12 protein-coding genes and 1 pseudogene are annotated in these 13,504 nt (G+C 76.3%); 3 read left to right on the top strand and 10 right to left on the bottom strand.

The features are described from left to right. Positions 1-59 precede the first annotated feature (59 nt). Entirely contained in the window at positions 60-563 is a 504-nt protein-coding gene (locus V6U77_RS19325) for a hypothetical protein (protein WP_334607723.1), read from the top strand. A 129-nt stretch (positions 564-692) separates the two neighbouring features. On the opposite strand, the gene V6U77_RS19320 is transcribed toward V6U77_RS19325, so the two are convergent. Together V6U77_RS19320 and V6U77_RS19315 are read right to left on the bottom strand one after the other, a co-directional pair. Next, positions 693-1,466: an ABC transporter permease gene (locus V6U77_RS19320; RefSeq protein ID WP_334607722.1), complete on the bottom strand. Its 774-nt coding sequence runs from the start codon at positions 1,464-1,466 to the stop codon at positions 693-695. Continuing rightward, positions 1,459-2,421, bottom strand: coding sequence for an ATP-binding cassette domain-containing protein (locus V6U77_RS19315; protein WP_334607721.1), 963 nt, complete (start codon positions 2,419-2,421; stop codon positions 1,459-1,461). The genes V6U77_RS19320 and V6U77_RS19315 overlap by 8 nt, the downstream gene beginning before the upstream one ends. Positions 2,422-2,517: 96 nt before the next feature. Between V6U77_RS19315 and V6U77_RS19310 the strand changes: the two genes are divergently transcribed. After that, positions 2,518-3,276 carry a TetR/AcrR family transcriptional regulator gene (locus V6U77_RS19310; RefSeq protein ID WP_334607720.1) on the top strand — a complete coding sequence of 253 codons (759 nt, stop codon included), beginning with the start codon at positions 2,518-2,520 and terminating at the stop codon, positions 3,274-3,276. Positions 3,277-3,388: 112 nt separating this feature from the next. Then, positions 3,389-4,429, top strand: a complete 1,041-nt coding sequence (locus V6U77_RS19305) for a helix-turn-helix domain-containing protein (protein ID WP_334607719.1) — start codon at positions 3,389-3,391, stop codon at positions 4,427-4,429. Between the two features lie 140 nt (positions 4,430-4,569). Here V6U77_RS19305 and V6U77_RS19300 read toward each other — a convergent pair whose 3' ends face one another. The 8 genes and pseudogenes from V6U77_RS19300 to V6U77_RS19265 all read right to left on the bottom strand — a co-directional run bounded on the left by V6U77_RS19300 (position 4,570) and on the right by V6U77_RS19265 (position 13,237). Then, positions 4,570-5,553, bottom strand: coding sequence for a DNA topoisomerase IB (locus V6U77_RS19300; protein WP_334607718.1), 984 nt, complete (start codon positions 5,551-5,553; stop codon positions 4,570-4,572). Then, positions 5,537-6,490, bottom strand: a complete 954-nt coding sequence (locus tag V6U77_RS19295) for a glycosyltransferase family 9 protein (RefSeq protein WP_334607717.1) — start codon at positions 6,488-6,490, stop codon at positions 5,537-5,539. The genes V6U77_RS19300 and V6U77_RS19295 overlap by 17 nt, the downstream gene beginning before the upstream one ends. Beyond that, entirely contained in the window at positions 6,487-7,188 is a 702-nt protein-coding gene (locus V6U77_RS19290; protein WP_334607716.1) for an SDR family oxidoreductase, read from the bottom strand. Before V6U77_RS19290 ends, V6U77_RS19295 begins: the two co-directional genes overlap by 4 nt. Before the next feature lie 92 nt (positions 7,189-7,280). Further along, a pseudogene (locus tag V6U77_RS19285) lies at positions 7,281-8,753 on the bottom strand (PfkB family carbohydrate kinase); the annotation flags it as partial. After that, the gene (locus V6U77_RS19280; RefSeq protein ID WP_442934460.1) at positions 8,750-9,412 is read right to left on the bottom strand and encodes a D-sedoheptulose-7-phosphate isomerase; all 663 of its coding nucleotides are present in this window, start codon (positions 9,410-9,412) and stop codon (positions 8,750-8,752) included. The pseudogene V6U77_RS19285 and the gene V6U77_RS19280, both read right to left, overlap by 4 nt. Next, the gene (locus V6U77_RS19275) at positions 9,412-10,629 is read right to left on the bottom strand and encodes a glycosyltransferase (RefSeq protein ID WP_334607715.1); all 1,218 of its coding nucleotides are present in this window, start codon (positions 10,627-10,629) and stop codon (positions 9,412-9,414) included. Before V6U77_RS19275 ends, V6U77_RS19280 begins: the two co-directional genes overlap by 1 nt. Further along, the gene (locus V6U77_RS19270) at positions 10,614-11,591 is read right to left on the bottom strand and encodes a glycosyltransferase (protein WP_334607714.1); all 978 of its coding nucleotides are present in this window, start codon (positions 11,589-11,591) and stop codon (positions 10,614-10,616) included. The genes V6U77_RS19275 and V6U77_RS19270 overlap by 16 nt, the downstream gene beginning before the upstream one ends. After that, positions 11,588-13,237, bottom strand: coding sequence for an HAD-IIIA family hydrolase (locus V6U77_RS19265; RefSeq protein ID WP_334607746.1), 1,650 nt, complete (start codon positions 13,235-13,237; stop codon positions 11,588-11,590). The genes V6U77_RS19270 and V6U77_RS19265 overlap by 4 nt, the downstream gene beginning before the upstream one ends. Between the last annotated feature and the right edge of the window lie 267 nt (positions 13,238-13,504).

Here is a 13,504-nt window from a genome sequence, read left to right as displayed (position 1 = left end):
GGGCACCCCTGGCGGGGCCGTGGACGACGAGCGACACCAGTGCGGAAAGGGGTTTTGCCGTGATCGAGCAGCCGGCGTACACCGGATTCGGTTTCTCCGACGAGGAGTGGGGGCTGCTGGTCGGTCTGCCGCAGTCGGTGCTGACCGCGGCGAGCGCCGCCGAGTCCGACGGCACCCGACGAACGATGGCCGAGAACGCGGCCGGGCTGGAGACCATCGCCGCGGGCCGGGAGTCGGCCAGCCCCCTGGTCGCGGCCGTGGCCGGTGAGATCGTCTCGCGGGTGGGCGACCCGGAGGCCGGTGAGGAGATGCCGGTCATCGCGCCGTCCGACCCGCGCGCCTATCTGGAGGACGTGCTGGGCCGGGCCAGGGAGGCGGCGGTGCTGTTGGCCGCCCGCACCGACGAGGGCGAGGCCGGCGCCTACAAGCACTGGCTGGTGGACATCGCCGAGCAGGTGGTGGGCGCGGCGTCCAGCGGCGGCATCCTCGGCCTCGGCGGCGACGTCGTCAGCGACTCGGAGCGGCGCTTCCGCGACCGGCTCTCGCAGGTGCTCAACGACTGACGCGGATGACGACGACGGCGGTACCGGACCTCGTCCGGTGCCGCCGTCGCGTGTCCCGGCGGGTCGATCGTGACCGCGTGCCGACGACCAGACCGTGCTCGGGCGGTGGGCGCGGTGGGGCGCTGGCGGTCAGGCCACGCGGCGGCGGAACAGCGCGGCGGTCAGCGGCACCGACACGGCCAGGACGCCGAGGCACCAGGCCACCGCCAGGGCCGGTGCGGTGCCCGTCGGGGTGCCCAGCAGCAGGGCGCGCAGCGTCTCGATGACGGGCGTGACGGGCTGGTGGTCGGCGAAGCCGCGGATCCAGGCGGGCATCGTCTCCACCGGCACGAAGGCGCTGCTCGGATACGGCAGGAACATCGCCAGGAAGGTGAAGCCGCTGGCGGCCTCCGGGGTGCGGGCCAGCAGGCCGAACGCCGCGGAGAGCCAGGACACGGCGAGCAGGAAGAGCAGCAGCACCCCGAACGCGGCCAGCCAGCGCAGCGGATCCACGGCCGGTCGGAAACCGATGGCGACGGCGAGGGCCAGCACCAGCACGGTGGAGACCGTGTTGCGGGCGATGCTGGCGGCGACGTGCCCGCCGAGGATCGCGGTGGCGCTGACGTCCATCGTGCGGAACCGCTCCATGATCCCGTTGGTCAGGTCGGTGGTCACGCTGACGGCGGTGGTGGCCGCGCCGAAGCTGGCGCAGAGCAGCAGGACGCCGGGCACCACGTAGGTGACGTACCGGGTGCCGGTGTCGATCGCGCCGCCGAAGAGGTAAACGAAGAGCAGCATCAGCAGCACCGGCAGCAGCAGCGAGGTCAGCAGCGCGTCGACGTTGCGTCGGGACAGCCGTACGCAGCGCGCCACCATGACGAGGGCCTCGCCGGCACGGGTGGGCCGCAGGGTCAGCTCAGACACCGGCCGCCTCCCGCCGGGCGGTCACCGGGTCGCCGGTGAGGGTGAGGAAGACGTCGTCCAGGGTCGCCTCGCGGACGGTGAACCGGGCGAGCCCCCGCCGGTCGGGGTCGGCCTCGTCGAGCAGGTGGCGGATCTCCGGCGCGCCGCCCTCGGTGGCGACCGCCAGCTCCAGGCGGGCCGGGTCGCGGTGCGTGACCCGCCCGCCCAGGCGGTGCGCCGCCTCGGCGAAACTCCGCGCGTCGCACAGCGTCAGCTCCAGCCGGTGGGCGCCGAACCGGCGCTTGAGCTCGCCCGCGCTGCCCTCGGCGGCCAGCCGGCCCCCGTGCAGCACCGCGATCCGGTCGGCGAGGCGGTCGGCCTCCTCCAGGTACTGCGTGGTGAGCAGCACCGTCACCCCGGCGCCGGCCAGCTCGGCGACCACCTCCCACAGCCCTTGCCGGCTGCGCGGGTCGAGACCGGTCGTCGGCTCGTCGAGGAAGATCACGGACGGCTCGCCGACCAGGCTGGCCGCGAGATCGAGGCGGCGGCGCATCCCGCCGGAGTAGGTCACCACCCGTCGCCCGCCGGCGGCGACCAGGTCGAAGCGCTCCAGCAGGTCCGCGGCGCGGCGCCGGGCGGCGGTGGGGGGCAGCCCGGCCAGCCGGGCCATCATGTGCAGGTTCTCCGCGCCCGTCTGCTGGTCGTCGAGTGCCGCGTGCTGGCCGGCGAGGCTGATCACCCGCCGCACCCGGCTCCGGTCGCGGACCACGTCGTGGCCGCCCACCCGGGCCACGCCACCGTCGGGCGCGGTCAGCGTGGCCAGGATCCGGACGGTCGTGGTCTTGCCCGCCCCGTTGGGTCCGAGCAGGGCGTACACGCTGCCCCGGGCGACCCGCATGCTCAGGCCGTCGAGCACGGTCACCCCGCCGTAGCGCTTGCGCAGGTCGGCGGTCTGCACCGCTGCGGTGTCCGTCACCTCTCACCTCCATGCTCTGCGTACGTCATACGCTGTTCTGCGTGAACCATACGCAGAAGATAGGATGGTGGTCAACACGCGCACCGGGGGTGAGGATTGAGCGACGCCGACGTCGAGCTGCCGGAGGGCATCGAGCTCGCCTGGGGGCTGCGGGAACGGCCCGGCAAGGGTCCCCGGCGCAGCCTCACCATCCGGCGGGTGGTGGCCGCCGGCATCAGGGTGGCCGAGGCCGACGGGCTCGCGGCGGTGTCGATGAGCCGGGTCGCCGGCGAGCTGGGCGTGGCGACCATGTCGCTTTACCGCTACGTCTCCGCCAAGAGCGACCTGCTGGACCTCATGGCCGACGCCGCGTACGGGGACCCGCCCGCGCCACGCGGCCCGGACGAGGGCTGGCGGCCGGCGCTCGCCCGCTGGGCGCTGGCCAACGTGACGGCCATCCACCGCCACCCGTGGATCCGGCAGGTCCCGATCAGCGGCCCGCCGTTGGGGCCCAACCAGGTGCGCTGGATGGAGCAGGGACTGGCCGCCCTGCGTGGCACCGGCCTGCGCGGCATCGAACGGCTCTCGACGATCATGCTGCTCAGCGGGTACGCCCGGAACTGGGCCACGCTCACCGCCGACCTCGACGAGGCCGCGGCGCGCGAACAGATCGACCCCGACGACGCCGGGGCGCGCTACTGGCACCAGCTCGCCCTGCTGACCCGCGACGGCCCCTATCCGGCGATCCGGGAGCTGTTGGCGGAGAGCGCCGAGGGACGGCCGGACGAGGTGTTCGACACGGAGTGGCAGTTCGGCCTCGACCGGATCCTCGACGGCGTCGAGGCGCTGATCCGCGGCCGGTCGGCCACGAGCTGAGCCGGCGCTCCCCCGCCGCGCACCAGCCCTCGTCGGCCGGGGACGCCCCGGGCGGACGCAGCGCCCACGATGGACAATGGTCACCGGACCGGCGCGAGGACGGGGGAAGCGGATGCTGCCGCAGAGCACCGTCGACACCGAGCAGGTGCCGGCGCCCGAACGCTTCGACATGTGGCTCGACCTGGTGGCGCGCACGGCGTCGCCGCTGCGGATCCGCACGGAGCACGCGCACGACTTCACCGCCCGGGCCGAGATCGTCGAGCTCGGCCCGATCCAGGTCGTCAACTACCGGTACCCGTCGTTGGAGGGCGTCCGGACGCCCAGGCTGGCGCGCGAGTCGGCCCCGGAGATCTACACGCTGGCGCTCACCGTCAACGGCGACGGCGCGGCCAGCCAGGCCGGCCGCAGCGCCGTGCTGGGGCCGGAGGAGTTCATCTTCTACGACGGGTCGCGGCCGCACGGGGTGCGGCACCTCGGCGACGACGAGGGTCGCGAGCCGGCCCGCTCCGTCGTCGCGATCATCCCGCACGCCGCGCTGCCGCTGCCGCCGGACCGGCTGGCACCCCTGCTCGGCGGGCGGATGTCGGGCAGCGAGGGGATCGGGGCGCTGCTGGCCCAGTTCCTCCTGCAGATCTCCCGCCATCCCGAGCAGTACCATGCCGCCGACACCGGCCGCCTCGGCACCGTCGGGCTCGACCTGGTGTCCACCATGCTGGGTCGGCACCTGTTGGCCGAGGACTCGGTGCCGACCGGGGTGCGCCGACGCGCCCTCGTCACCCAGATGCGGGCGTACATCCAGCGGCACCTCGGGGACGCGACGCTGAGCCCGCAGGTCGTGGCGGACGCGCACCACGTGTCGCTGCGCACCCTGCACCGGCTCTTCGAGGCCGAGGAGGTGACGGTCGCGTCGTACATCCGCGAGCTGCGGCTGGCGCGGTGCCGGCACGACCTCACCGACCCGGGCCTGTGCCGCCACCCGATCCAGGCGATCGGGGCCCGCTGGGGCTTTCCCGACAAGGCGCACTTCAGCCGGGTGTTCCGCAAGGCGCACGGCGTCGGGCCGCAGGCGTGGCGGGTCGCCGGCCTGGCGGAGGAAGCGGCACGGGAAGTCAACCCGGCGGCGTCGACGGTCAACCCGACCGGGGCAGACTGAGCGCACAGGTGGCCGATCCTCTCCCGCCGCGGCGCGGTCGGGATCGGAGCACCAACGGGGGCCGTGGCGAGGCGCCCGCCGTCACGGGGGCGGCGGGCGGCCGCCCGGTGACCGCCCGCGCCCGGTCGCCCGGGGTCGCCTCAGGCGTCCTCGAGCAGCTCGAGCACGATCCGCTCGGCCTTCTCGCGTGGCGTCGCGGGGTCGACCGGGGCGACCACGCCGTCGTGGAAGAGGTCGACCACCCGCGGGTCGACGTAGGACGTGCGGGCGACGGTCGGGGTGTTGCCGAGCAGCTCCGCGACGTCGCGCATCACCGCCGCGACCGCCCTCTTGCGCGCGGTTACCGAGCGCGGCGAGCCCGCCGTCGCCAGTTCGGTCGCCGCCAGCACCGTGGCGTGCCAGGTCCGGAAGTCCTTCGCCGTCATCTCCCCACCGCTGGCGTCGCGCAGGTAGTCGTTGACCTCGTCGCTGCGTACGTCGCGCCAGTCCCCGCCGTCGCGGTAGCCGAACAGCCGGTCGGCCGAGCGCCGGCGGCGGCGCAGGTTGACCAGCACCCGGCACAGCTCCGGGTCCTCGATGCGGCGCACCTGCTCGATGCCGCCCTTCGCGGGGAACTCGAACACCACGCAGCCGCCCCGGGACCGGGCGTGCTCCGGGCGCAGGGTCGACACGCCGAACGTGGGATCGTCGCCGACCGCGTACTGGTCGCTGCCGACCCGGAACGTCCCCATGTCCAGCAGCCGGGTCACCGTCGCCAGCACCCGGTCGCGGTGCAGCCCCCGGCCGGCCAGGTCCCGCCCGACCCGCTCGCGCAGCACCGGCAGCCGCCGGGCCACCTCCAACACGTGGTCGAACTTCGCCTCGTCGCGCTTCTCGCGCCACTTCGGGTGGTAGAGGTACTGCTTGCGCCCCGCCGCGTCGATGCCGGTGGCCTGGATGTGCCCGTTCGGATACGGGCAGATCCACACGTCGCGCCAGGCCGGCGGGATCACCAGCTCGCGCAGCCGGCCGAGCTGGTCCGGGTCGCGGACCGGCCGCCCGGACGGATCGAGGAAGAGCCAGCCCCGACCGCGCCGGCGTCGCCCGTACCCCGGCCTGCCCGGATCGCTACGTCGCAGCCGCACCGGAGACCCGCACCGTCCGTTCCACGTCGTCCACGGCGGCCATCACCTCGTCGACCCCGACGGCCGCCAACGTCGGATGGCTTCCTACCCCGTCCCACCTGGGCCAATCCTGCTCACCGCGCCACAGTGCCCGGTGCTCCGAGCGGCCCGGCGGCGGCCCCCACAGCGCCGGGGAGACCGGCCCGAAGAGCACCACCGACGGGGTGCGGTAGCCGGTCGCCAGGTGCGCCACGCCCGTGTCCCCGCTGACCACCAACCGGGCGTACGCCACCAGCGCGGCCAGCCGACCCAGGTCCGTGCGGCCGGCGAGCACCGCGTCGGGCGGCAGCCCCGCGTCGGCCGCGATCCGTCGCGCCGTCGCCCGCTCGTCGCGGCTGCCGGTCAGCACCACCCGGTGACCCCGGGCGGCCAGTTCCCGGGCCAGCGCGGCGAACCGTCCGGGCGGCCACCGCTTCGCGGGGACCTTGGCGCCCGGGTGCAGCACGGTCGCGCCCGTCGGGACGCCGCCGGGGGCCGGACGCCGCAGGTCCAGGTCGGTGCGGTCGGCGGAGATGCCGTACCAGTCGAGCAGCCGGCACCAGCGGTCGACCTCGTGTTCGTCGGCGCGCCAGCTCGGGCCGTCGTGGTGACCGGCCTCGGGGTTGGCGTAGGCGAGCAGCCGGCCGGGGCGGGTGCCGGCGAGCAGCCGGTGGGACTCGGGGCCCCGGCCGTGCAGGTTGACGGCGGCGTGCGGCGCCGGCGGGGTGGGCGCGGGGCTGCCGAGCCCGTCCGTGGGCACCAGCCGGTCCACGCCGCCGACCAGGTCGAGCAGCGGCGCCAGCCAGCCGGGCGCCGCGAGCACGAGTTCCCGGTCCGGGTAAGCGGCGCGCAGGGCGCGCAGGGCCGGGGTGGCGGTGACGAGGTCGCCGACGCCGAGGGCGCGCAGGGCGAGGATCACGGGTAGGAGGTCTCCTGGTCGGCGCAGACCACCATCTCGCGTACGGCGCAGCCGGCGGGTTGGGCCAGCGCGAACATCACGGCGGCGGCGGTGTCGGCGGGATCGTTCAGAACGGCGTCGGGACCGGGCTTGTACGCGGCGTCGCGCTCGTCGAAGAACGCCGTACGCATGCCGCCCGGGACGAGCAGCGTCACGCCGACCCTGCCGGCCAGCTCGGCGGCGAGGGCCCGGGTGAAGCCGACGACCCCGAACTTCGCGGCGCAGTACGCGGTCGCGTCGGCGACGGCCTTCACCCCGAGCGTGGAGGCGACGGTGACGATGCTTCCCCGGGACGTCTCCAGGAAGGGCAGGGCGGCCCGCACCACGGCTGCGGTGGCGAGCAGGTCCACCGCCACGATCCGGTCCCAGGTCTCGCCGGGCACGTCCGCCAGCTTCCCCGGCACGTCCATCCCCGCCGCGGTGACCACCGCGTCCAGCCCGCCCGAGCGCTCGGCGAGCTGCCGGGTGGCGGCCTCGGCGGCACGGGTGTCGGCCAGGTCGCACTCCACCCACGGCACCCCGTCGGCGGGCGCCTGCCGGTCCAGCACCAGCGGCCGCCCGCCGGCCCGGGCCACGGCCGCGACCACGGCGGCGCCCAGGCCGCTCGATCCGCCGGTGACCAGCACGGTGCGCCCCGCGCCGGGCGTCGCGCCGTTCACCGGGTGCCCTCCGCCGTGCCCGGTCGGCCCACGGCGGGCCGGGCGACCCGCGCCCGGCTCCGTCCGCGCTCGCCGGCCGGTGCGCCGCCGGGGGCGGGACCGGGCGGCGGTGCGCAGGCGGGCGGCACGGTGTCGGTGAGCGGCGGAGCGACGGTGCCGGTCGAGCGGGCGGCGGCGATCAGCCCGGTGGTGGAGCGGCCGTCCAGGTACGGCACCACCACGGCGTTGCCGCCCCACCGGCGCAGGACGTCCGCCTCCGGCAGGGCCGGCTCGCCACCGTCACCGGCGTAGTCGCCGCCCTTGACCCAGACGTCGGGCCGCAGCCACGACAGGGCCGCGTGCGGGGTGGGCTCGTCGAAGATCATGACCGCGTCGACGCAGCTCAGCGCCGCGAGCAGGCGGGCCCGGTCGCCCTGCGGGATCACCGGCCGGTCCGGGCCCTTCAGCCCCGCCACGCTCGTGTCGGAGTTGAGGCAGACCACCAGGCAGTCGCCGAGCTGGCGGGCGGCCTGCAACGTCGCCACGTGCCCGGCGTGCAGCAGGTCGAAGCAGCCGCCGGTGGCCACCACCGTGCCGCCGGCCGTGCGTACCGTCGACACCACGCCGGCGGCCGCGGCCACGCCGACGCGCTCGCCGCCGGGGCTGCAGACCGCCGGGGGCAGCGGACGCACCGACCGCGGCAGTGCCGTGGCCACTCCCCCGCCGGCCACGTACGCCGACGCCTCGGCCACCGCCTCCTGCACCGCCTCGGAGACCAGCGCCCCCCGCGCCAGGGCGAGGCTGGCGGTGGCCGCGAACCGGTCACCGGCGCCGCAGGTGTCGCCCTCGGCGGTGGCCGGGGCGGGCACCACCATCGGCGTCGCCCCGGCGTGGCAGAGCAGCGCGCCGTCCCCGCCCAGGGTCACCGCGACCGCGCCGGCGCGCCAGCGCTGGCGCAGTCCCTGCGCACCCCGCGACGCCGTCGCCAGCCGGGTCGCGCCCGGCGCGACCGTCACCAGCTCCCGCACCTCGGACTCGTTGGGGGTCACCAGGTGCACCCCCGCGACGGCCGCCGGCCCCCGGGGGTGCGGATCCCAGACCACCGGCGCCCGGGTGGCGGCCAGGGCCGCCCGCAGCGCGGGCTGCCGGGTGACGCCCCGCCCGTAGTCGCTGACCAGCACGACGGAGGCGCGGTCGATCACGCGCAGCACCGCCTCCGAGGGCTCGCCCGGCGCGCCGTCCGCGCCGCCCCGGTCGTGGCGCAGCAGCACCCGGCCCCGGGCGCGCAACCGGACCTTCTCCGGCGTACCGCCGCGCAGCCCGAGGGGATAGACCTGCACGCCCGCGTCGGTGAGCAACGAGCTGAGCCGGGCACCGCCCGCGTCGTCCGCCAACGCGGTGACCAGCACCACGTCGGCGCCCTGCGCGGCGGCGAAGACCGCGGCCAGCCCCGCGCCGCCGGGCCGGTCCACGTGCGCCGTCTCGTCGAGCACCGGCACCGGCGAGTCCGGGCAGAGCCGGTTCACCACCCCCTCGACGTCCCGGTCGAGCAGGGTGTCACCGACCACCACGACGGGTCCCCTCACGCTTCCCTCCTCATGATGTCCCGGGCCTGCCGACCCGCACCGTCGTCGAGCACCACCTCGACCCCGGTCCGTACCGGCGCGGCGGGCGCCACCGGCAGCGCCCGCTCGACGTACTCGCAGAGGAGGTGGCTGGCCACGAGATGCAGCTCCTGGACGACCTGGCTGTCGGGTGAGCCGACGGCGAGGGCGTCGTGGCACAGCTCCGCCAGGGGGTTGGGGGCGGGACCGGTCAGCGCCCAGCAGGTGAGCCCGCCGTCGCGCCCGGCGCGGGCCGCGGCGAGCAGGTTGGCGCTGGTGCCGCTGGTCGACAGCAGCAGCAGGACGTCGCCGTCGCGGCCGTGGGCGCGGACCTGACGGGCGAAGACCTCGTCGTAGCCGTAGTCGTTGCCGATCGCGGTCATCGCGGAGGTCTCCGCGTGCAGCGCGATGGCGGACAGGGGCTGGCGGTCGTCACGCAGCTTGCCGACGAGCTCGGCGGTGAGGTGCTGGGCCTCGGCGGCACTACCACCGTTGCCGGCCACCAGCAGCCGGCCGCCCCCGACCAGCCGGCGCGCGAGGGCCTCGCCCCACCGGGCCAGCAGCGTCTCGTGCCGCCGGAAGGGCACCAGCGCCGCCGCCAGGTTCGTCAGGTGCGCGTCCAGGGGCGTGGCCGCCGTCATCAGGCCACCACCCCGGTCGGCCGACGGACGGCCGCCACGTCGCCGTAGACCTCCACCAGCCGCTCCGCCGTGGCCGCCCAGGAGTACCGCCGCCGGGCCCGTTCCCGCGCCGCCGCGGCGTACGCGAAGCGGCGGATCCGGTCGTCGAGCAGCCCCTGGATCGCGGCACCCAGCGCACGCGGGTCGCGGGCGGGCACCAGATCGCCGGTGACGCCCTCGACCACGGTGTCCTTGATCCCGCCGACGGCGGTGCCCACCACGGGCACGCCGCAGGCCATCGCCTCCAGCGGGGTGAGTCCGAACGGCTCGTACCAGGGGGCGGCCACCAGGACGTCCGCCGAGCGGTACCAGCGGCCCATCTCCTCGCGGGGCACCGCCCCGAGCAGTCGTACCCGGTCGGCCACCCCGCAGGTGACCGCGAGGGCGCGCAGCCGGCGCGCGTACGGGTCGGTCTCCAGCAGGCCGGCGGGCGGCCCGCCGACCACCACGCACTCGGCCCCGGGCACGTACGCCATGGCCCGAACGACGGTCTGGAAGCCCTTGCGCTCGACCAGCCGGCCGACGGTCAGGATCCGCGGCCGGCCCTCCTCGCGCTCGGCGCTCGGCCCCAGCGGGGCGAAGGTGCGCAGGTTCACGCCGGACGGCACGACCGTGATCCGGGACCGGGGCACCCCCATCCGGACCAGCTCGCCGACCTCGTCGCGGCACTGGGCGACGACCCGGTCGACGGCCCGGCCCAGCTCCCGTTCGTAGCCGATCCGGCGGGCCGGGCTGGTGTCCTGCACGCCCTGGTGCCGACGCTTGACCACCCCCAGGGCGTGGTACGTCTGCACCACCGGCACCCCGGTCTGCCGGCTGGCGGCCAGCGCGGCGAGTCCGCTCATCCAGAAGTGCGCGTGGATCACCTCGGGCAGCCAGTCGCCGCCCCGCCACCGGTCGACCAGCCAGCGGCTGAACTCCTTCATGTGCGGCAGCAGGGCGTCCTTGGCGACCGGCTCGGCCGGCCCCGCCGGTACGTGCACCACGTCGTAGCCGTCCGGGCTGCGTACCGTGACCGGCAGGTCCACCGCGTCGCGGCGGGTGTAGACCCGCACGTCGTGTCCGGCGGCCGCGAGGGCGGCGGAGAGCTCGGCGACATGCGTGTTCTGGCCGCCGGCGTCCTCGCCGCCCAGGACGGCGAGCGGGCTGGCGTGCTCCGAGATCATCGCGATGCGCATACTTCCTCCTCCAGCAGCCGGTCCCAGTCGGCGAGGAAACGGTCGAGGCCGTAGCGGTCCCGGGCGGCGACGCGGGCGCGCTCCCCCGCCCGACGGGCCTGCGCCGGTTCGTCGACGAACCGGCGGGCGGCGTCGAGCAGGGTGTCGAGCCGGGTGGACAGCGCTCCCGCGCCGGGCGGCACCGCCATCGCCGCCTCGGTGGCGGCGAGCGCGACGACCGGCATCCCGATGGCCATCGCCTCGATCAGGCTCAGCCCGAGGGAGGTCCACCGGCACAGGTGCAGGTACGCCCGCCGCCGCCCCAACTCGGCGTGCATCCGGTGCTGGGGGAGGTCGTCGTGGCTGGTGATCCGGTCGGCCGGCAGCCCCAGGTGCTCGGCCAGCCCGGCCACCTTCATGCCGAAGACGTCCAGCGGGGCGATCTCGGCGAAGCGGGGCAGCAGGTCGGTGCCGGTGACCCGCCAGCGGCGTACCGGCTCGTTGACCACCACCGCGAGCCGGTCGAGTTCGCCCGTGTACTCGGCGGCCGGGGCGACGATGCCGTGGTCGACCACGGTGGTGCGGGTGGCGCCGGTGTCCCAGAACAGCTCGTTGAAGCCGGTCACGTGGGCGATCAGCAGGTCGTCGCGGTCGGCCATGGGATGGCGGCTGTCGGGGACGTGCCCGTCCTTGGGGGTGTTGTGCTCGACGTAGACGGCGGGCACGTCGCGGCCGGGCCGCCGGCCGAGCCACCGCTCGGCGAGGTCGATCTCCTCGGGGCGCTGCAGGACCACCAGGTCGACGTCGGCCGTGCGCAACTGCTCGGGGGTCACCTCGACGGCCGCGTCGGGCCACGGGTAGGTGCGGGCGCGCCCGAGGCCGTAGGGGCCCCGGTCCGGGGTGACGGGCACCAGGTACCGGTGCTTGCCGTGCACGAACGACGTGGTCCACGAGCCGTGCACGTGCCAGAGCAGCAGGTTCATCCGCCGCTCCCGCCGGTGCCGGCCCGCGCGGGCACGCCGCTTCCCCGGCCGCCCGGCGGCGCGGGCCGCACCGGTGGGGCCGCCGGTGGCGTGACCCCGAGCAACCGCAGCGCGTCGAGGACCTGACCGGGTTCGACGCCGCCGAGGCAGGGGTGCCCGGGCACCGGGCAGCGTGCCGCCCGGGTGTCCCGGCAGGGAGCCTCCGGGTCGCCCAGCCGCACGGTGGGCACCCGCCACGGCCCCCACTGCCCGAACGGGACCGTGGGGGCGAACAGGCTGACCACCGGCACCCCGTGGGCGGCGGCGAGGTGGGCGGGGCCGGTGTTGCCGACCACGACCGCGCCGGCGCCGGCGACCGTCGCGGCCAGCGCGGCGAGGGACGTACGCCCGCCCAGGTCGACGGCGTGCGCGCCGGCCACCCGCGCGGTCAGCTCCCGCTCGTCGGGGCCGCCGGTGACCACCACCCGGTGGCCGGCGGCGGTCAGCGCCCGGGCGATGCGCGCGGCCAGCTCCGGTGGGCAGCCGCGGGCCTGCGCCGCCGAGCCGGGGTGCAGCACCACGTAGCCCGGTGCGCCGGCCTCGGGCGGGGCCGCCGGCACCGGGCGCAGTCGCAGGGCGGGCCCGTCGTGCTCGGCGAGGGCGAAGCCGGCGGCGGCGGCGAGCGAGAGCGCGCGTTCCGGTTCGGGTACGCCGGGCGGCACGCGGTGGCGCACGTCGAGCAGGCTGCCGGGGTAGTCGTCACTGATGGCACTGACCCGCCGGACGCCGGCCAGGCGCAGCAGCAGGGCCAGGGGCAGCGGCGACTGGTGGAAGCTCGTGAAGACGACCGCCTCGGCGGCGCCCACGGCGGCGAGGCGGTCGGCGAGCCGACGCATGTCGGCGGGGTCGACCGGGTCGGGCGCGGGATCGATCCAGGGCAACCGGTGTTCCACGATCTCGTCGACACCCGGCAGGAGTTCCGCCGCGGCGCGCCCCCGGGGACCGCAGAGCAGCACCACCCGCTCGGCGGCGGCGGCGACGGCGCGGATGCCCGGTCCGGTGACCAGGACGTCCCCCGCCGAGTCGGCGCGTACCACCAGCACCGTTCCCACCCGCCGCCCGGGACGGGCGCGGGCGTACCCGTAGGTGTGTGGGTCGACCGCCGCCCGGCGGCGCAGGATCTCGGCCACCGCCGCCGACAGATCGGGGGCGACCTGCGGCGCGGCGGCCACCTCCTGCGCGCGGGTGACCGGCGTCGGCACCAGGATCGCGGCGGCTCCCGCGGCCGACGCGGCGGTCATGTCCCGCCCGATGTCCCCCACCAGCACGCACCGGGCCGGCACGGTGCCCAGCTCCCGCGCCGCCGCGCGCACCAGCCCCGGGGCCGGCTTGCGGCACCCGCACGCGTCGCCGTCGTCGTGCGGGCACACCAGCCACGCGTCGAACGGCCCCAGCAGCCGCTCGACCCGCTCGTGCACCGCCCGCAGCTGCGCCTCGGTGAACAGTCCCCGGGCCAGGCCGGACTGGTTCGTCACCACCGCCAACCGCAGGCCCGCCGCCCGCAGCCGGTCCAGGGCGTCCCGTGCCCCCGGCATCGGCCGCACCTTGTCGGGATCGCCGTTGTACGGCACGTCCTCGATCAGCGTGCCGTCGCGGTCCAGCAGCACGGCGTCGAACAGGACGGGGCCGGACGCGGCCTCGTCAGCGCCGGCAAAAACCCGGGCTGACCTGCGCTGATCCGGCTCCACCTGGTCCTGTCGCACAGCCGGCGGGTTCCCGGCGCCCCGGGGAGTAAACGTCGTCTTGAACGCCCCGCCACGGCGTGCGCCGACGGCGCCGACACGCCGTCCGAGCTGCCGTTACCCGTCGCCCGGGAGAAGCTAACCCGCCGGCACCGTTAGCCCCCGCGGTGCTCGGGGTATGGGAGCGCTGTG

This window comes from Micromonospora sp. CPCC 205546 (assembly GCF_036902715.1).
Classification (GTDB): Bacteria; Actinomycetota; Actinomycetes; order Mycobacteriales; family Micromonosporaceae; genus Micromonospora.
The sequence above is the reverse complement of the archived record's forward strand: the minus strand, read 5'-3'. Positions and strand labels throughout refer to the sequence as shown.